General features: G+C 70.3%; 20 protein-coding genes. 9 read left to right on the top strand and 11 right to left on the bottom strand.

Annotation, left to right across the window (positions count from 1 at the left end; all coding sequences use genetic code 11):
• Positions 1-11: 11 nt before the first annotated feature.
• Positions 12-476 (top strand): transcriptional regulator NrdR, encoded by a 465-nt coding sequence (nrdR, locus tag EPA64_RS06740; RefSeq protein ID WP_134725526.1) that lies wholly within the window; start codon positions 12-14, stop codon positions 474-476.
• A 32-nt stretch (positions 477-508) separates the two neighbouring features.
• On the top strand, positions 509-1,486 hold the full coding sequence (gene ribD, locus EPA64_RS06735) for a bifunctional diaminohydroxyphosphoribosylaminopyrimidine deaminase/5-amino-6-(5-phosphoribosylamino)uracil reductase RibD (RefSeq protein WP_134725748.1): 978 nt from the start codon (positions 509-511) through the stop codon (positions 1,484-1,486).
• A gap of 66 nt (positions 1,487-1,552) precedes the next feature.
• On the opposite strand, the gene EPA64_RS06730 is transcribed toward ribD, so the two are convergent.
• From EPA64_RS06730 to EPA64_RS06720, 3 genes are all read right to left on the bottom strand, one after another.
• Complete coding sequence (locus tag EPA64_RS06730) at positions 1,553-3,553, bottom strand: capsular polysaccharide biosynthesis protein (RefSeq protein ID WP_134725525.1); 2,001 nt, start codon at positions 3,551-3,553, stop codon at positions 1,553-1,555.
• A gap of 4 nt (positions 3,554-3,557) precedes the next feature.
• Entirely contained in the window at positions 3,558-4,655 is a 1,098-nt protein-coding gene (locus EPA64_RS06725; RefSeq protein ID WP_134725747.1) for a polysaccharide biosynthesis/export family protein, read from the bottom strand.
• A 167-nt stretch (positions 4,656-4,822) separates the two neighbouring features.
• Positions 4,823-6,307 (bottom strand): capsule biosynthesis protein, encoded by a 1,485-nt coding sequence (locus EPA64_RS06720; RefSeq protein WP_342773355.1) that lies wholly within the window; start codon positions 6,305-6,307, stop codon positions 4,823-4,825.
• A gap of 221 nt (positions 6,308-6,528) precedes the next feature.
• On the opposite strand from EPA64_RS06720, the gene EPA64_RS06715 reads away from it, so the two are divergent.
• The 7 genes from EPA64_RS06715 to EPA64_RS06685 all read left to right on the top strand — a co-directional run bounded on the left by EPA64_RS06715 (position 6,529) and on the right by EPA64_RS06685 (position 12,069).
• The gene (locus EPA64_RS06715) at positions 6,529-7,122 is read left to right on the top strand and encodes a riboflavin synthase (protein WP_134725524.1); all 594 of its coding nucleotides are present in this window, start codon (positions 6,529-6,531) and stop codon (positions 7,120-7,122) included.
• Positions 7,123-7,360: 238 nt separating this feature from the next.
• Positions 7,361-8,479 carry a 3,4-dihydroxy-2-butanone-4-phosphate synthase gene (gene ribB, locus EPA64_RS06710; RefSeq protein WP_134725523.1) on the top strand — a complete coding sequence of 373 codons (1,119 nt, stop codon included), beginning with the start codon at positions 7,361-7,363 and terminating at the stop codon, positions 8,477-8,479.
• A gap of 6 nt (positions 8,480-8,485) precedes the next feature.
• Positions 8,486-9,046, top strand: a complete 561-nt coding sequence (locus tag EPA64_RS06705; protein WP_134725522.1) for a 6,7-dimethyl-8-ribityllumazine synthase — start codon at positions 8,486-8,488, stop codon at positions 9,044-9,046.
• On the top strand, positions 9,043-9,558 hold the full coding sequence (nusB, locus tag EPA64_RS06700) for a transcription antitermination factor NusB (RefSeq protein ID WP_134725521.1): 516 nt from the start codon (positions 9,043-9,045) through the stop codon (positions 9,556-9,558). The genes EPA64_RS06705 and nusB overlap by 4 nt, the downstream gene beginning before the upstream one ends.
• 75 nt (positions 9,559-9,633) lie before the next feature.
• Positions 9,634-9,954, top strand: coding sequence for a hypothetical protein (locus EPA64_RS06695; RefSeq protein WP_134725520.1), 321 nt, complete (start codon positions 9,634-9,636; stop codon positions 9,952-9,954).
• Positions 9,955-10,293: 339 nt separating this feature from the next.
• The gene (locus EPA64_RS06690; RefSeq protein WP_134725519.1) at positions 10,294-11,220 is read left to right on the top strand and encodes a DUF481 domain-containing protein; all 927 of its coding nucleotides are present in this window, start codon (positions 10,294-10,296) and stop codon (positions 11,218-11,220) included.
• A 384-nt stretch (positions 11,221-11,604) separates the two neighbouring features.
• On the top strand, positions 11,605-12,069 hold the full coding sequence (locus EPA64_RS06685; RefSeq protein WP_167626611.1) for an MmcB family DNA repair protein: 465 nt from the start codon (positions 11,605-11,607) through the stop codon (positions 12,067-12,069).
• Between the two features lie 2 nt (positions 12,070-12,071).
• Here the strand turns inward: EPA64_RS06685 and EPA64_RS06680 are convergent, their stop codons facing one another.
• The 8 genes from EPA64_RS06680 to EPA64_RS06645 form a co-directional block, all read right to left on the bottom strand.
• On the bottom strand, positions 12,072-12,311 hold the full coding sequence (locus EPA64_RS06680; protein ID WP_246026652.1) for a hypothetical protein: 240 nt from the start codon (positions 12,309-12,311) through the stop codon (positions 12,072-12,074).
• On the bottom strand, positions 12,295-13,869 hold the full coding sequence (locus tag EPA64_RS06675; RefSeq protein WP_134725517.1) for a nitrite reductase: 1,575 nt from the start codon (positions 13,867-13,869) through the stop codon (positions 12,295-12,297). Before EPA64_RS06675 ends, EPA64_RS06680 begins: the two co-directional genes overlap by 17 nt.
• Positions 13,870-13,887: 18 nt before the next feature.
• Complete coding sequence (gene nirJ / locus EPA64_RS06670; protein WP_134725516.1) at positions 13,888-15,111, bottom strand: heme d1 biosynthesis radical SAM protein NirJ; 1,224 nt, start codon at positions 15,109-15,111, stop codon at positions 13,888-13,890.
• An 11-nt stretch (positions 15,112-15,122) separates the two neighbouring features.
• Entirely contained in the window at positions 15,123-15,635 is a 513-nt protein-coding gene (gene ahbB, locus EPA64_RS06665) for a siroheme decarboxylase subunit beta (protein WP_134725515.1), read from the bottom strand.
• On the bottom strand, positions 15,632-16,114 hold the full coding sequence (locus EPA64_RS06660; protein WP_134725514.1) for an Lrp/AsnC family transcriptional regulator: 483 nt from the start codon (positions 16,112-16,114) through the stop codon (positions 15,632-15,634). The genes ahbB (EPA64_RS06665) and EPA64_RS06660 overlap by 4 nt, the downstream gene beginning before the upstream one ends.
• Complete coding sequence (gene ahbB / locus EPA64_RS06655; protein WP_134725513.1) at positions 16,111-17,097, bottom strand: siroheme decarboxylase subunit beta; 987 nt, start codon at positions 17,095-17,097, stop codon at positions 16,111-16,113. The genes EPA64_RS06660 and ahbB (EPA64_RS06655) overlap by 4 nt, the downstream gene beginning before the upstream one ends.
• On the bottom strand, positions 17,094-18,275 hold the full coding sequence (locus EPA64_RS06650; RefSeq protein ID WP_134725512.1) for a cytochrome D1 domain-containing protein: 1,182 nt from the start codon (positions 18,273-18,275) through the stop codon (positions 17,094-17,096). Before EPA64_RS06650 ends, ahbB (EPA64_RS06655) begins: the two co-directional genes overlap by 4 nt.
• Positions 18,272-18,649 (bottom strand): c-type cytochrome (locus EPA64_RS06645; protein WP_425467018.1); only part of this gene is annotated, 378 nt, incomplete at its 5' end. The genes EPA64_RS06645 and EPA64_RS06650, both read right to left, overlap by 4 nt.

Below are 18,649 nucleotides of genomic sequence, written 5' to 3'. Positions count from 1 at the left end.
GGGAACAACCCATGCGCTGTCCGTTCTGCGGAAACGTCGATACCCAGGTCAAGGACTCGCGCCCGGCCGAGGATAACGTGGCCATCCGCCGCCGCCGCTTTTGCCCGGCGTGCGGCGGGCGGTTCACCACCTATGAACGGGTGCAGCTGCGCGATCTGGTGGTGATCAAGTCGTCCGGCCGGCGCGAGGATTTCGAGCGTGACAAGCTTGCCCGCTCGATCCGCATCGCCATGCAGAAACGCCCGGTCGAGCCCGAGCGCATCGACCAGATGATCTCGGGCATCGTGCGGCGGCTGGAGAGCATGGGCGAAACCGACATCTCATCCAAAGTCATCGGAGAGATCGTGATGGAGACGCTGGCCCGGATCGACACCGTGGCCTATGTGCGGTTCGCCAGCGTCTACAAGAACTTCCAGACGGCGGACGACTTCGACGGCTTCGTGTCCGAACTGCGCCCCGCCGGCACTGAAGATTGAGCGCCGGGGCTGTGGCGGACGACCTGCGCCACATGGACCACGCGCTGGTGTTGGCGCGGCGGGGCTTGGGAAATGTCTGGCCCAACCCCGCGGTCGGATGCGTGATCGTGCGCGACGGCCGTGTCGTCGGCCGCGGCTGGACCATGCCCGGCGGGCGCCCGCATGCCGAACGGATGGCGCTTGATCAGGCCGGACCGGCAGCCCGCGGGGCCACGGCCTTTGTCACGCTGGAACCGTGCGCCCACCATGGCCGGACGCCCCCCTGCGCGCAGGGGCTGATCGACGCGGGGATCTCGCGCGTGGTCAGCGCGATGACCGATCCCGATGCGCGTGTCGCGGGCCGGGGCCACGCCATGCTGCGCGCCGCCGGCGTCGCCGTGACCGAGGGGCTGCGCGCGACGCGCGCGGCGGCCTTGCAGCGCGGCTTCCTGACACGGGTCACGCAGGGCCGGCCGATGGTCACGCTCAAGCTCGCGACCAGCTTTGACGGGCGGATCGCCACGGCGGCCGGCGAAAGCCGCTGGATTACCGGGCCGGCGGCGCGCCGGCACGTCCATCTGCTGCGGCTGACGCATGACGCGGTGATGGTCGGGGCCGGGACGGCGCGCGCGGATCGTCCGGCGCTGAACGTGCGCGGGCTGGGCAGCGTGCGCCAGCCGGCGCGGGTGGTCATCGCCAACGGCGACATCCCTGCCCTGCCGCCCGAGGACGCCGACCACGGGCCGCTGTGGATCCTGCCCGGCCCCCTGCCGGAGGCGCTGGCGGAACTGGGACGGCGCGGGCTGACGCGGGTGTTCTGCGAGGGCGGCGGGCAGCTTGCCGCGGCGCTGCTGTCCGCGGGGCTGGTGGACGAGCTGGTCGGCCACACGGCGGGGCTTGCACTGGGGGCCGACGGCCGCGCGTCCGTGGGGCCGCTGCACCTGACCGCGCTGGCCGACGCCCCGCGCTTTGCCTTGGCCGAGACGCGGCCCATCGCCGGCGACCTGTTCCACCGCTGGGTGCGCCTGTGACGACCCGCAGTTGCCGGGCCGCTGACCCGCATCTTCTTGGCCCAAATACTCATGCGGCGGCGCGGCTCAGCGCCGCCAGATCCAGCTTTGACCCGCCAGCGCGCCCTGGGCCTTGGCCAGCCAGCGCAGCCGGATCGTGGCGACCTGCGTCGCCGGATCGGCCAGCCGGTCCAGCGCCAGTTCCACCGGACAGGGCAGGCCGGTGACCGGATCGACATACCGCGGATACGCGATCAGCGCCGCATGGACCAGCGCCGCAAGGTCCGGGCGCGCCACCCGGCGCGCGGGTATCGGCCCCAGGTCGCGGGTCAGCCCCCAGCCCGCATAGAACGGCGCGCCCAGCGTCGTGACCGGCGTGGCCCGCACCAGCGCCTCGAACCCCAGGGTCGAGGTCATGGTCCAGACCTCATCCGCGCGGTCGATCAGCGCGGCTGCCGGCGCGCGGGTGGCGGTCACATCGGCCAGCCCTGCCACGTCGCCCACCGCGCCGGGGCGCAGCCCGGCCTCGACATCGGGGTGCGGTTTCCAGACGATCAGCGCGTCGGGGTTCTCGGCGCGGACCCGTTCCAGCAGCGCAAGGTTCGTCCGCTCGGCCCCCGCGCCCAGCCGGATCGAGGCGTCGTCCTCGACCTGCCCCGGAACCAGGATCACCCGCCGCCCGTCCGCCGGGATCGGGGGCAGGGCGCCGGACAGGTTGTATTTCGTCACCGCCTGCGCCCGCAGCCGCGCGATCAGCGCCACCGCGCGGTCGCGCCCGCCCGGCGGCGGCCCGGCGGCGATCAGCGCCTCAAGCTGGCTTGGCCGCGTCGGGTCGTAATAGATGCCCAGGTCGTCTGCGACCAGCGACAGCGGCGGCACCAGCGCCGCCCCCAGCCCGCGCGAGCGCAGAAACCCGTCCTCGACCCGCATCGCCTGCGGCACCGCGTCGGCGCGATTGGCCCAGGCCAGCGTCACGGCCGCCGAAGGCTTGCCGGTGAACCGCACCCCGCGCCCGCTGCCGAACGCCCGCGCGATGGCCGGGCGCTTCCACAGCCGCATGCCATAGGCCAGATGCCCGTCGCGATCCTCGCCAAAGGCGCGCGCTTCCGCCTCGATCTGGCGCAGGGCGCCGTCGAAATCGGTCAGCTGGTCGCGGCAGGGGTCATACCAGACCGGCGCCAGCAGGTGGCTTGCCGCGAACAGCGTCTCGACCGTGGCGCGGCCCCACCGGCGCGGCACCGGGGTTTCGTCCACGGTCAGGCCCCAGCCGGCATAAAAGGGCTGGCCGAACAGCCGCGTGCGGCGGCCGGCCAGCAGCGCCTCGTATCCCAGTTGCGAGCTGACGGCGTAGACGGCGCCGGCCTCGGCCACCAGCCGCCAGGGCGAGACGGCGGCGTCGGACCAGATTTCGCCCCCGCGCAGATCGGCGGGCGTCAGATGCCCGGCGCGCAGGCCGGCGGCAGTTTCGGGATGGCTGCGGACCACGATGGTCGCGCCGGGATTTTCATCCCGCGCTGCCTGCAGCATCCGCAGGAAGGTCGCGCGCCCGGCCCCCATCAGCGAGGCGTCGCCGCGGGTCTGGTCCACCACCAGCACCGCGCCGGGCGCAGGCGCCGCGGCGCCCGCGCGATGGGCGGTGTATTTCGACAGATCCGCCGCGCGCAGCCGCGCCAGGGCCGCCGCCGCCACGCCGGTCATGGCCGCCGCCTCGGCCGAGGCGGCCAGCGTTTCCAGCAGCGACGGCCGCGCGGGGTCGAAATGCAGCCCCTGCGGGTCGATCAGCAGGCCGACCGGGCCGCGCCGGCCCACGCGCGTGCGGTCGCGTCCGGGCAGGACGGACCGCAGGAACGCATCCTCGACCGTGACCAGCCCCGCCCCGCGCCGTGCCGCCAAGGCCCGCCCGCGCCAGGCGGTGGGGCTGTTGCCCCAGACCCCGACCGCGTCGCCCGGCCCCGGCAGGCCCAGCGTCAGCCGCCAGCCGGCCAGGGCCAGGATGCGGCGGATGCGCGGCCCGGCCCAGAACCCGCCGTTCAGGACGTAAAGCCGCCGGGGCAGGGGCGCGTCGGCCGCGCTGCCGGCGGCGGTCATGCCATCAGCCGCCGCCCAGCGTGCTCAGCGAGTTGGCCGTGGCCGCGCCGCCGGTGATCGCGCCCAGCGTCTTTTGCCACTGAACATAAGGCGCCTCGGTGACATAGACGGTGTCGCCGTCGCGGATCATGAAGTCGCGGGCCAGGAACAGCCCGTTGGGCCGGGTCAGGTCCAGCACATAGGCCATGCGCTGGTCGCCATAAAGCTCCCGGCCCAGAACGTTGCGCGCAACGGACTGCGGCTCGTCGCGCAGGACGAACACGCCGGTCGGGTCGGCCAGCCCGGAACTGAGGCCGCCCACCATCGCGATGGCCTCGATGGCGTTGATCTCCTCGGACCCCAGGGGAACCTTGGTCTGCCCGCCCAGCGCGCCCAGCGCGGTAAAGCTGCGCTGGTCCTCCTCGACCAGGATGACGTCGCCGGGGCGCAGCGCCACGTCGTTGCGGGGGTTGGCGTAAAGGTCGCGCAGCCAGACCTTGCCGGTGTTGCGCCCGCGCTTGACCGTGACGACGGCGATCTCGGGGTCGATGGACACGCCGCCCGCGCGGGCCAGCATCGCGGACAGCGACCGCGTGGGGCGTTCGATCGGGAACACGCCCTGTCCGTTGACCTTGCCCATGACCGACACGGTCGCGCCGTCGCCCGCCACGCGCGTCACGGTGACCTGCGGGTCGGGGGTCTGGCTTTCCAGCCGCGTGGTGATGATCTGGCGCAGCGCGTCGGGGCTGTTGCCTGCGGCGCGGATGCGGCCGGCATAGGGCACGAAGATATAACCGGCGCTGTCCACCTGCAGTTCGGTCAGCGGCGTGTTGGAACTGCCCATCGAGGCGAGGAGCCCGTCATCGACGTTTTCCCAGATCGTCAGGCCCAGCACGTCGCCGGGCCGGATCTCGTCCGCGCCGACCTGGCCCGCGCCGATGAAATCCGCGCCAAAGCCATAGCTGGCCGCGAAATTGGCCGTGCGGGTCACGTGATCGTTGACATAGATGACGTTGGTGTTGCCGCCCCGGTCAACCGAGCCCTTGTAGATCTCGTTCTTGTTGGGACCGGACCGCGGCAGGCCGCAGGCGGCCAGTCCGGCAAGCGCCACGATGGCCAGCATTCGGATCGCCCGCCGGGCAGGCGGCCGCGCCGTCGTGGCGCGGGGTTGGGTGAGGTCTGCCAAGGTCCGGTCTCCTGTCCATCGTCGCGGGCGAATCTGCGCCGCCGGCTTTCTTGTGTTTCGGGAAAGTCTATCGGGTCCGAAACGTCATTTCCATCATTACCCCGTCATCGGTCGCCGCGGTCCATCTGCTGTCGCAACCCTGCACGCCCGCCCGCCAGCGCCTGATAGGGATCGTCGGGGTCCAGCATCATGTCGACGACCAGGCGCAGCGCGTGGCCGCGCGATCTTGCCGCGTAAAATCCGCCCGGCACCTGGCATGTATCCAGAAGATAGTCGCGATAGTCGCGGTAAAGCGCGACCGAGGGGCGCTGCGGATCGCGCAGGAAATCGGGCAGGGACTGGTCGCTGACCAGCCCCGGCTTGTCATAGACCGACCGTCCCATCGCCTTGACCGGCAGCCCGCGCCACAGCGCCTGCTGGGCGGCGGTCGAATTGATCGTCACCGCCGCGCGGGCCTGCGACAGCAGCCGCGCCAGCTTGCCGCCCTGCACCAGATGGACCCGGCCTTCGATGCCAAGGGCGCGGGCGCGCGCGCGGATCGCGCCGGCGATGCGGCCGCGCCCGTCTTCCAGCGGGTGGGCCTTGAAGACGATGTGGTGGTGGCGCGGGGCGGCGGCCGCGAAGGCGTCCAGCACCTCGTCGGTGAACTGGGACATGGTGCGATAGGGCGAATGGGCCAGAAAGCTGGAATCGTGTTCCAGCTGCATCAGCACCAGCACGAACGGAAACCCGCCGCCCTGGATCGCGCGGGCCTGCCGCCGGCGGCGCAGGGCCAGCGCGGGCGACAGGATCAGGCGGCGGAAGTTCAGCCGGAACTCGCGCCCCAGGGTGATGTCGCGGTGCGAGGTGAACCCCGGATAGCGGCGGTTCGCCACCAGCACCATCAGGTGATACAGCGCGCCATAGAACTTGTGCTGCCGCATGTCGCCCCAGTGCGACGGCGGGCGGCTGATCTCGGTCCCGTGGTCGCGCATGATCCGGCGCATCGCATCCAGCGAGATGTCCATCAGCGGCGAATGGCCGTTCGATCCGCCGCGTTCATAGGTGATCCAGTAGGGGCGCAGATACCCTTCCTCGAACACGTGCAGCATCAGCCCGCGGGCGGCGGCGGCGGCGCGGGCGGCGGCGTGGATCGGGCGCACGTCGCCATACAGCACGATGTCGGTGACACCCTTTTCGTCGATCAGCCGGTCCAGATGCGCGGGCCAGTCGCCGGGCGGGCCGTCGTGGGGGATGAACCGGGCGCGGTCGCGCCAGAACCATTCGTCGCCGGCGTTGAACCCCACGCGCCAGACCTGCGCACCTGCCGCCCGGATCAGTCGTCCCAGGCGATCGAAGAACGGGCCGTGCGGACCCTGCAGCATCAGGAAGACCCGCCGTTCGGGCGGAAGGTCGGCGATGGCTGCGCCCGGCGCTGCGGGAACAGTGCCCGGCCGCGCGGTCGGGGCGACGTCCACGGGTTGGCCGCGGCCGGGCGCATCCGGTCCGGGCCGCCCCGAAACGGGTTCGACCGCGACCGACGGCCCGCCTGCGGCCGGCGGCCGGGCGGGCAGGGTGGTATCATGCGGTATTCGGTCGGCTCGGGTCATCGGCGCCTCAACCCCGCCGCCTTGGCCATCGGGCGGGAATCATCCCGCCGGATGACACGCTGCCGCCCCGATAGAAAGCGTATTCTCGCCGCATGGCCAACCCAGGGTTAACCGTGACGCCTCATGCGGCCGCCACCGTCGCGCCGGACCGCAGTCGCTTGCGCCCGTCCGCTCGCCAAGGCATCGTGGCGCCAACGCCACACCAGCCTTGAAGGACGGGCATGTTCACCGGCATCATCACCGACATCGGCCGCGTCACCCGCGTCGCGCTGCAAGGCGACCTGCGGGCGCGGATCGCCTGCGGCTATGACATGGACGGGGTGGACCTTGGCGCGTCCATCGCCTGCGACGGGATCTGCCTGACGGTGGTGGACAAGGGGGCCGACTGGTTCGACGTCGACATCTCGGCCGAGACGCTGGACAAGACCAACATCGGCGCGTCGGGCTGGGCCGAGGGCAAGCCCGTCAACCTGGAACGCGCGCTGCGCGTGGGCGACGAGCTGGGCGGGCACATCGTGTCGGGGCACGTGGACGGCGTCGCCACCATCGTCGAGGCGCACCGCGAGGGCGGCAGCCTGCGCCTGACGTTCGAGGCGCCGGCGCATCTGGCGCGATTCATCGCACCCAAGGGGTCGGTGGCGCTGAACGGCACCTCGCTGACCGTGAACGAGGTCGCGGGCGACCGCTTCGGCGTGAACCTGATCCCGCACACGCAGGCGGCGACGACATGGGGCGCGGCCCGGACCGGGGACGCGGTGAACCTGGAAATCGACACGCTGGCCCGCTATGTCGCGCGGCTGGCCGAGGCGGGCTGAGGGGGCAGCGGACCGACGGCGCGGCGGCGCCTGCGCCCCGGTTCGCAGGCCCGGACAGCGCGGATGAGGGCGGCGTTGCATCTTTCACCCGCGGCGCGGCTGGGGTATGGCCACGGCATGACCGCGCGCCCCACCCCGGCCTCCGACCTGATCGGCCAGACCCTGCGGGAACGCGGGACAGTGAACGCCGGCCGCAGATCCGGCCCGACAGCGGACAGCATCCTTGCAGGAACGCCACATGCAGTATGAACAGCCCGGACCCGTCGAACGCGACTGGTCGGACGCCATCTCGGGCATCGAGGACATCATCGAGGACGCGCGCAACGGCCGCATGTTCATCCTTGTCGATCACGAGGACCGCGAGAACGAGGGCGACCTGGTCATCCCCGCGCAGATGGCCACGCCCGACGCCGTCAACTTCATGGCGACCCACGGGCGCGGGCTGATCTGCCTGGCGATGCCCGCCGCGCGCATCGACGCGCTGGGGCTGCAGCTGATGTCGCCCAAGAACTCCAGCCGCCACGAGACGGCGTTCACCATGTCGATCGAGGCGCGCGAGGGCGTGACCACCGGCATCAGCGCCCATGACCGCGCCCGCACCATCAGCGTCGCCATCGACCCGACCCGCGGCGCGGCCGACATCGCAACGCCGGGCCACGTGTTCCCCCTGCGCGCCCGCGACGGCGGCGTGCTGGTGCGCGCGGGCCATACCGAGGCCGCGGTGGACGTGGCGCGGCTGGCCGGGCTGAACCCCGCGGGTGTGATCTGCGAGATCATGAACGAGGACGGGACGATGGCCCGGCTGCCGGACCTGATCGCCTTTGCCCAGAAACACGGGCTGAAGATCGGCACGATCAGCGACCTGATCGCCTATCGCCGCCGCCACGACAACCTGATCGCGGAACGCGACCAGATGCCCGTCACCTCGGCCCACGGCGGCCAGTGGATGATGCGGATATTCGCCGACGAGACGCAGGGCGCCGAACACATCGTCCTGACCAAGGGCGACCTGACAGCGCCCGGGCCGGTCATGGTGCGGATGCACGCGCTGGACCCGCTGCACGACGCGCTGGCGATCCAGCGCGACGGCGCGGGCGACCTGACCGGCGCCATGCGGATGATCGCGGCCGAGGGGCGCGGCGCGGTCGTCCTGCTGCGCGACCTGTCGCCGATCCTGCCGCGGCCGGGTGAACATTCGCCCCACACGCTGCGCCAGTATGGGCTGGGCGCGCAGATCCTGTCCTCGCTGGGCCTGTCCGAGCTGATCCTGCTGACGAACTCGGCGCCGCTGAGGGTCGTCGGGCTTGACGGCTATGGGCTTTCGATCCATTCCACCCGTCCCATCCCGCAGGACTGACCCGACATGGCCGCGCTGACCGAACACACCATTCTGCCGACGCCCCGGTTCGACGCCCCGGTGCGGCTGCTGATCGTCGTCGCGCCCTATTACCGCGCCATCGCCGACGGGCTGGTCGCGGGCGCGCGGGCGGTGGCCGCCGACGCCGGTGCCACGGTCGATCTGGTCGAGGTGCCGGGCGCGCTGGAAATCCCCACCGCCATCGCGATGGCCGGGCGGCTGGCCGATCATGACGGCTTTGTCGCGCTGGGCTGCGTGATCCGGGGCGAGACGACGCATTACGACACCGTCTGCAACGACAGCTCGCGCGGGTTGACGCTGCTGGGGCTGCAGGGGCTGTGCATCGGCAACGGCATCCTGACGGTGGAAAACATGGATCAGGCCGCCGTGCGCGCGGACCCCGCCGGGATGAACAAGGGCGGCGGGGCCGCCGCCGCCGCGCTGCACCTGATCGCGCTGAACCGGCGCTGGGCCGGAACGCGCCGCCCCGTGGGCTTTGCCCGCGACGAGGCGCCGCGCGACGTGATCCGCATGCCGGGCGAACTGGACGGGACGGGCGGCGCATGAGCGGACAGACGCCGGGCGGAAGCCGCCCCCGCAACGATGCCCGCAATGATGCCCGCCGCGACGCGCGCCGCGCGGCCAGCGCGGCCGCCCGCGTCTATGCCGTGCAGGCGCTGTTCCAGATGGAGGCCGCGAACCAGTCCGCCGACCGCGTCCTGAAGGAGTTCCGCAACTGGCGCATCGGCGTGGACTATGACGAGGGCACCTCGCCCGAGGCGGACGAGGATCTGTTCGCCCGCATTCTGGACGGGGCGGTGGACCGGCAGGCGCGCATCGACCAGATGACCGACCGCGCGCTGGTGGCGAAATGGCCCATCGCGCGCATCGACCCGGTGCTGCGGGCGGTGTTCCGGGCGGCCGGGTCGGAACTCGTGTCCGCCGACACGCCGCCGCGGGTGGTGATCACGGAATACGTGGCCGTCGCCGACGCGTTCTTTCCCGAAGGGCGCGAGGCGCGGTTCGTCAACGCCGTGCTGGACCACATGGCCCGCGAGGCGCGCCCCGAGGCGTTCTGACCGGCGACGGCTGTCGCGGCAGGTGACAGGCCGCCCCCGCGCGTCTAGACTGGCCGGGCGCGTCAGGAGGCTGCAATGCCCGAGCTTGTCCGTCTGTATATCCGCAACATCGTCATCGGCGGGATGCTGTCCGTCGTCTTCACCACGGCGCTGATCGCGCTGGACGTGGCGCATCTGCGCCACCTGGTCATGGCGACGCAGGGCGGGTTCATCGCCGCCGCGCTGCTGCTGCTGTTCAACGCGCTGGTGTTCGCGGGGGTGCAGTTCGCCATTGCGGTGATGCGCATGGGCGACCGTCCCCGCAGGCCGGGCGGCGGCTTGCGCGCGCCGGTGGCGACGGGCCGTCCGGCGGCGGCCAAGGCGTCGGTCCCGCACGGACGCGGGCGCAATCGCTGAGTGTGTTGTGCGGCTTTTCTGCAACAGAGTCACCACCCTTGCCGGCAAAGCCGTGAGCGCGCGCGCTGAAACAGTCCGAAACCTTCGCATTATCCCTGTATTCTCCGCATCCGCTAGGTGCCGGAACTGAACGCGTTTTCCCGGCCCCACGGTGGCACGCCGCGTTCACGAACAACCCTCGCACAGCATCCCGGCCAAGGTTCCCGCACATTCAGTCACGACCGCGTGATCGGGCGTGATGCGCAGCGTGCCCTTAAACAAGGCATCTTTCGGCCTAGTTTCTTGTTCACAGAAGACCGCGTGACCCCAAACGGGCGCGCACAGGATCGAGAGGCTATGATGAAACAGATTTCCCTGCTGGCCGGTGCAACGGCCCTTGCCACCATCCTCGGGTCGGCAGCGTTCGCCCAGTCCGAAATCTCGGCGGGTGCGAACGTGACCGGCGTCACCGGGATCAACGAACGCCTGGACGACGTTCAGGACGACGTGATGGACGACTTTGCCCGGTCCGAGGACGCTGCCCGCTTTGGCCCGGCGGACCGCCGCACCGGCACCTTCGGTTCGGTCGCGCTGAGCTATACCGGCCGCACCGGCAACACCGAGAACCAGGACTTCAGCCTGGCCGGCCGGCTGTCGCACAATGTCGGCCAGTTCCAGCAGTCGGTCGGCATCCTGCTGGAATATGGCGAAGATGACGACGGCGACACGGACACTGAAGAAACCTCGGTCATCTACGAAGGCAACTACTACTTCAACGACCGCTTCTATGCCTTTGCGCTGGGGCGTGCGGCAACCGACGGGTTGGCCAACGACTACGACGGGCTGACCGCCGAGGAATATGCCGACCGCGACGGCCGGCTGAAGCGTGACGCGCTGCTGGCGTTCGGTCCGGGTTACCGGATCATCAACAACGACACGACCGCGTGGCGCGTGCAGGCGGGTGCCGGCATCCGCTATACCCAGACCATCGACACGATCGATGACGCGGGCGTGCCGATCGTGGGCGATACCGTCGATTCGGACACCTCGATCGGCTATATCGTGTCGTCGCGGTTCTATCACAAGTTCAACGACCAGTTCTTCCTGACCAACGACACCGACTTCCTGTCGTCGGACGCCAACGACCTGGCGACGAACGAACTGGGCCTGAACGTCCGCATGACCGACGCGTTCTCGACCCGCGTGTCCTACAAGACCGAATACGTGTCGGACCGCGAGATCCGCACCGACAACACCGTCGGCATCTCGCTGGTGTACGGCTTCTGATCTTTCCCTCGGATCAGCGGCTCTCTGGAAGGGGCGGTCTTCGGGCCGCCCCTTTTGGCATGGTGCGGGCATGGAAAAAGGCCGTCCCTGTGCAAGGACGGCCTTTGTCGGGTGGCGGGAACCGCAGCGACCGTGTCGGCACAGGTTTCCCCGAAAGCCTGGATATCCAGGTGGGCGCCGGGTAACGGGACCAGGGTCCAGTCAGAGCCGGCTCCCTCGGAAGAGTTATAGGCCAGTGGAAAAGATGGCCGCGCACGAGAAGAGCAGAAACCCGCCGCTGATCGAGATAAGGCGGGGGTCTGCCGGTCGCAAGGGCCTCGCCCGGCCTTGCGCGATGTTTACGGTTCGTTCATGCTGGACCGGCCACCTCAGGGACTTGCCGTCATGGACCAGCCGACCGACCCCCTTTTGCCCGCGATGCCCGGCCAGCGGCTGGCGCGCGGCGTCACGCGGCATCTGATCGCGCTGGGGCACGCGCCGCTGGCCGAGTTCGTGCCCGCGCCGGGGCTGCGGGTGGACGTCATATCGGTCACGCCGCAGGGCGAGATCTGGATCGTCGAATGCAAAAGCTGCCGCGCGGATTTCACCGCCGACCGCAAGTGGCAGGGCTATCTGGATTTCTGCGACCGTTTCTTCTGGGCGACCGACTGCGATTTCCCGGTCGAGCTGCTGCCCGACGACAGCGGGCTGTTCGTGGCCGACCCTTACGGCGCCGAACTGGCCCGGATGGCGCCGCTGGCGAGGCTGGCCGCCGCGCGCCGGTCGCGCGTCCTGCGCGACGTGGCGCGGGTGGCGGCCTGCCGGCTGGCGCGCGTCAACGACCCCGCCGCCTTTACCGAGGCCGCCTGAGCCTATTCCGCCGCCTCGTCCAGCAAGCGGCGCACCCAGCGGCCGCAGGCCCAGGCGGCAGGCACGCCCAGGCCCACCGACAGCAGCAGCGCCATTTCCGGCGACAGGTTCGGCCAGTCCAGCGCCCGCGCCATCAGCGCCAGCATGAACAGGTTGATCGCCACCGCCGCCGCCGCGAAGGGATACAGCAGCAGGGCCAGTTTCCAAACCGGCCAGCGTCCGGGGTCAGTGGCTGGTGCCATCGGAGAACGTGATCTTGTTCCAGACATTGTATTTTCCCGACGGCTTCCTCATCGGCAGTCGCCGCATCTCTTCCAGCGTTTGCGCGTCATAGACGACGACCGCGCCGTCATCCTCCCATATCGACACCAGCGCGTATCTGCCGTCTCGGGTGAACTCGGTGTGCGCGACCGTCTTGCCGGGGGCGGGGTTCAGGGTCTTCACGATCTCCAGCGTCTCTTTGTCGATGATATGCACCTCGTCCTTGTGGGGGCCGAAGAACACGTCGGCCCAGACATGGGGGCTTGTCTCGTGGCTGCGCAGGAAAAAGCCGGGGCCGTTCGTCTTGATCGCCTTGACCAGCGACCAGTCGGTCATGTCGATGACGGACAGCACGCCCTCGTTCAGGTGCGGGGTCGCCATGACCTTGTGGCCGTTCCTGTCCCAGGTGATCCCGGACCCCAGATGCGGCATCCCCGGCAGCGGCAGTTCGGCCACCTTGCCGCCGCTGGTCAGGTTGATGACCACGCCCTTGGTGCCCTCGCGGTTGGTGCCGATCAGGTTCTTGTAGCCGGGATCGAAGAAGAAATCGTCCAGCGGTTCTTCGGTGCGGATGCGGCGGCGGGCGAACAGCCCTTCCTGGGCGCCGAAGGCTTCGACGGCATCCTTTTCGTAGCTGTGGACATAGCCGTCGTAATAGGGCCCGGCCTCGGGATCGGTCGCCACCTCCCAGATCTCGGGCGCGTCCTTCAGGGCGAGGATGAAGCTTTTCCGCTCGGGCGCCTGATAGACGGCGCTGACCCGGCTGGGGGTGCCGTCCTTCGCCGCCACGTCGATGACGCGGACGGGTTCCAGCGTCCGGGTGGACAGGATCGTCAGCGTCTGCGGCAGATAGTTGGCGACGGCCAGCCACTGGCCGTCATGGCTCATGGCGATGTTGCGGCTGTTCAGGCCGGCGCGGACGCGGCCGACTTCCTTCAGCGACCAGATGTCGTATTTCTGCACCCAGCCATCGCGCGACATGATGAAGACATAGCGGCCGTCGGGGCTGAACTTCGGCCCGCCGTGGACGGCATAGGGCGTGGCGAAACGGTCCAGCACGTCAAAGCTGTCGCCGTCCAGCACGCTGACGTGGTGGTCGCCGGTTTCCACGACCAGCGTGATGTTCATGGGGTCGGCCTTGAACACCGGGGCCGCGGCGGGGGTGTAATCGGCCAGCATCTCGCGGCTGGCCTCGATCTGGGCGGCGTCCCAGTGCGGGATCTCGGCGACCGGGGCCTTGATGAAATCGACCAGCGCGGCGATCCGGTCGGGCGACAGCTCTTCCGAAAAGCCCGCCATCTGCGTCGCCGGACGGCCGTGTGCGATCACCTCGTCCAGCCCCTTGACCCGCCCCAGCGTTTCCGGGATCAGCGCCGGCCCGGTGCCGCCCAGCCGGTCCTCGGCGTGGCAGCTTGCGCAATGGGTGGCGAAATCGGCGGCCGCGTCGGCGTGCGCAATGGCCGGCAGGGCCAAGGCCAGCGCGGCGACCTGCGCCAGGAATATCCGTCCGGTCACGGCCGCACCTCGTTCATCTTTCATCAATCCTGCCGCCGCCCGTCAAAAGAACTGGTGCGCCGGATCGCGGCTTTTGCCCCGGAACGGCGTCACGGTCAGGCGGTCGCGATCATCCTCGACCCCGATCTCGGCGTTGGTCATATAGCAGGCGGGATCCTCGGCCCACGGGTCGCCGGTCAGTTGCAGCGCGCGGATGCGGGTGTTGCCGCCGCAGACCTCGCGGAACGCGCAGGCGCCGCAGCGCCCTTTCAGCGGACGCGGCCGGGTGCGCAGCGTGGCCAGCATCGCGTCGTCCCCGGTCCACCACTGGCTGAACGGCTTTTCCTTGACGCTGCCGATCGTGTAATCCGACCAATAGGTGTCGGGATGGACCTTGCCCTGGGGATCGATGTTGGCGACGCCGAGGCCGGACGAGTTGCCGCCCCACGCCACCAGATGCTCGCGCATCGCCGCCACCCGGCCGGCGTCGAAGTTGCGTTCCGCCCAGCGCATGAACCAGACCGCGTCCGCATCGTTGTTGCCGGTCACGATCTCGAACGGACGGCCGTTCGCGACCGCGTCCCAGCCGCGTTCGATCAGCAGGTCCATCGCGGCGCGGGTGTGGGCGTGTTCCTGATCCTCGCCCCGGTGCTTGTCGCCGCGCCCGGCATAGACCAGATGCGACAGATAGAACTTGTCCACCCCTTCGCTGTCGCACAAATCCAGCATCGCGGGCAGCTGATGGGCATTGTCGCGGGTGATGGTAAAGCGCAGCCCGACCTTGACGCCGCGCGCCTTGCAGGCCCTGACGCCCGCCAGCGCGTTGTCGAACGCGCCCTCGACCCCCCGGAACCAGTCGTTCGTGGCCCCGATCCCGTCAAGGCTGATGCCGACATAGTCAAAGCCCAAAGCCGCCACGCGGTCGGCCACGCCCGGCTCGCCCAGCTTGGTGCCGTTGGTGGACAGCGACAGATGCCGGAAATCCAGCGCCCGCGCGCGTTCGGCCAGTTCCCAGAAATCAAAGCGGCTCAGCGGCTCGCCCCCCGACAGGATCAGCGCCGGGATGCGGAACGCCGACAAATCGTCCAGCACGCCCATCGCCTGATCGTGCGTCAGCTCGCCCGGAAACACGTTGTCGGACGACACCGTATAGCAGTGGCGGCATTTCAGGTTGCAGGTCCGCGTCAGGTTCCAGATCACCACCGGCTTGACGGACCCCGGCGTGCCGCGGCGGCGGACGGGGGTCGGCTCGACCAACTGGTGCATATACTGGGTCAGACGGAACATCTTTGGCCCTTTCAGTCGTCGCGCAGGCGCAGCCCGGTCTTTTTCAGGATGCGCGTGGAATAGAGGATGTCAGAGGCCGCGCAGGCGTCGCCGAGGATCGCGGCGACCTCGGCGCGCTGCGCCTCGACCTGATCGCGGTTGGACCCGTGCAGCATGGCGAACAGGTTATAGGGCCAGACCGGGCGCGCGCGCGGCCGCAGATAGCAGTGGGTGACAAAGGGCAGGGCGCCGATCCGCGCGCCCAGGCCGCTGGCGCGGTCGTCGACCACGTCCCAGACGCTCATCCCGTTGGCGGTCATGCCCAGCGCATAGTGGTTGGGCGCGATGGCGATGCGCCGGACGATGCCCCGGTCCTGCAGTGACCCCAAGCGGGCGATCACCTCTTCCTCGGTCAGGTGCAGCCAGCTTGCGATGGTCGCATAGGGGCGCGGCACCAGCGGCAGCCCGGCCTGGGTCGCGGCGACCAGGCTGCGGTCCACCGGGTCAAGCCCCGCAGACGGTTCAGGCTGCGCCTGCACCCTCATGCGTGGACCCGGAACCCGATGAAGAATTCTTCCAGCTTGGGAAACTGCATCACCTTCAACCCCGTCTCGGCCTCGATCGCGCGTGCGGTGCGGCCGATGCCCGCGGGCGTGTCGGTCGCCAGCACGAACCACATGTTCAACTCGTGCGTGCGTTCATAGTTATGCGCGACCTCGGGGTGGGCATTGACCTTTGTCAGGACGGCATCGAAATCCTGCGCGGGCACGGCCATCGCGCACAGGCAGAACGCCCCCCCCATCGCGGCCGCGTCGAAGAACGGGCCAAAGCGGGTGATCGCGCCCAGTTCCCGCAGCCGGGCCAGGCGGGCGATCAGCTGGTCGCCGGCGATGCCCAGCCCCTGGGCAGCGTCGTCAAAGGGCCGCGGGGTCAGGGGAAACCCCTCTTGCAGGGCGTTCAGGATGGCGCGGTCGGTGTCGTCCAGCGTGCCGTCGGGCAGCACGGCGCGGGTCGGTCGGGTCATGCGCGTTCCTTCACGATGCGGGCCCCGGTCTGCTTGAAGCAGCGGGTCGAGAACAGGATCTTGTGGTCCGCGCCCGCCAGTTCCAGCAGCGCGCGGGCGCGGGTGATGACCTCGGCCGCCTCGGGGCGCGAGCGGGCGTGGACCATGCAGAACAGCGGCCAGTCCCAGACGCCGGGCACGGTGCGGCGCTGATAGCACAGCGTGACGCCCGGCACCTGCGCCAGCGCCCGGCCCGCCGGTTCGATCGCGTCCTCGGGCAGGCGCCAGACCACCATCGCATTGGCCGCCCAGCCCAGCGCGCGGTGGCGCACGATGACGCCGACGCGGGTCAGCAGCCGCGCGCGGGCCAGCGCGCCGATGCGGGCGATGATGTCGCCCTCGGTCCGGTTCAGGTCGGCGGCCAGCACGGCAAAGGGCCGCGGCACCAGCGCCAGCCCGGCCGACAGCGCCTGCATCAGCGGGCGGTCGTCGTCGCGCAGCACGTCCAGGTCGGCGGCGCGGTCCAGCCCCAGCGCCGTGCGCGGGCCGGTCAGCGGAAAGCCCAGGTCGATGTTGAACGGGCGCAACAGCGGCAGCGACAGGACGCGCAGGCCCGTGTCCGCCCCGATCCGCGCCAGCGACGCGTCCAGCGCGGCGGGGTCGGGCGCGGTCGCCACGAACCACAGGTTCCAGTCGTCCTCGCGCAGATAGGAATGGTTGACGCCCGGCTCGGCGCCCACGATGGCGGCGACCTCGTCGATGCGGGCCTCGGGGATCGCCAGCGCGGCAAGCGTGGACGCGCCGGCGGTGTTGGGCCGGCAGGTCGCGCCGACGCGGGTGATCCGCCCGTCGGCCTGCGCGGCGGCCAGCCGGGCGATCACCTCGGATTCCGTCAGATCCAGCGCCGCGCCCATCGCCGCAAAGGGGCGCGGCACCAGCGGCAGGTCGCGCTGGAACCCGTCCAGCAGGCGGGTGTCGGGACAGGCCGGGGACAGCGCGTTCACAGCCCGCCCCGATGCGCGCGCGCGGTAAAGAAGATGCCGGACGGGGCCCGCGCCGCGATCTCGCCCAGCTTTTCATAGGTGCGGGCGTCGTGGATCACGATTTTGTCGTCGTCGCGGGCCGACAGCCAGACCTCGCGCCCGCGGGGCGTGAACTCCATGTGCAGGATGCCCTTGCCCGGTTGCAGCGTCTGTTTCACCTCGCGGGTCACGGCGTCGATCACCTGCACCGTGCCGTTGTCGGGGGTGGCGAAGTTCACCCACAGCTCGCGCCCGTCGGGGCGGGCGGTGACGAAGATGGGCTGGCCCGCGACCTCGGTGCGGCCGGTTTCCTCGCCGCTCGCGGCGTCGGCCCACAGCACCTGATGCAGCCCGACGGCGGGCAGGGCATAGGTCGCCCCGGCCAGTGTCCATCCCTGCAGATGCGGCATCTTGTAGACCGGCAGGTCGGGTTCGTTCTTGCCATAGTCGGGCAGGATGCGGCGCACCTCGGGCGGGTCGGCCCACAGGTCGATGGTGGTCAGCCCCTTTTCGCCGAAAAGGCCCACGATATAGGTCCGCCCGTCCGGCGTGATCAGCGCGTCATAGGGGTTGGCGCCCACCCCCTCGATCCGGGTGATCTGCGGATTGGCGGGGTCGGCCGCGTGGTCCAGCACCCAGACCTCGCCGGTGTCCCAGGTGGCCACGACGAACCGCGAACCGGGCGCGTCGGCAAGGCCCACGGTCTTTGACCCCATCGGAATGTCGGCGACCTGCGCCAGCGTGTCGGCATCAAAAACCTTGACCCCGCCCGGCTCATAGTTCGACACAGCGACCAGCCGGCCGTCGTCGGAAATCGCCCCGCCGATGGCGTTCCCCGCCTGGATGACGCGGTTTTCCAGCGTGCAGGTCAGGATGTCGACCTTGGACAGCCCGCCGTCGCGGCCGAAGACATAGGCGAAACGTTCGTCGGGCGAAAAGGTCAGCGAGGCGTGGGACAGATCGCCCAGACCCTCGACCCGGCACAGGGCGGCGCGTTCGGACCGGTCCACGACCAGCACCGACCCGGTCGCCCGCTCGATCACCACGCCCAGATCGCCGGTTGCGCGCAATTCGCCCGCGGGCTTGGCGCCTGCGGGTTGCTGCGCGGCGGCCGCCAGCGGCAGGATCAGGGCCAGCGCGGTCAGTGTCGCACGGATCATTCGGTCGTTCCTTCCATCGGTCCGCCGGTCAGCAGCCGGTTGGCGATCCACAGCGCCTCGGGCTCCGAGATCAGCGGCCGCCACGGCGGCATGGCGGTGCCCGGCACGCCGTCCAGGATGATCGCGGCCAGCCCCTCGGGGTCGGCGCCGTCCAGCGCCTGCGGGGTCAGGGGCTTGCCCAGGCCCCCTTTCATCGTCAGCCCGTGGCATGACCCGCAGTCCTGCACGACCATGTGTTCCAGTTCGGCGACGCGCGCCTGCGGGATCGGCGCCGCCAGCAGGGCGGCGGCCGCGGCCGCGCCGCAGGCCAGCGCCACCAGCCCGCCGTCAGCCATGCCCCACCACCCGCAACTGCGGCGCCCGTGCGGCGGCGG

The organism is Paracoccus luteus (assembly GCF_004522155.1).
GTDB classification, from domain to species: Bacteria; Pseudomonadota; Alphaproteobacteria; order Rhodobacterales; family Rhodobacteraceae; genus Paracoccus; species Paracoccus luteus.
This window is presented reverse-complemented; position numbering and strand designations above follow the sequence as displayed.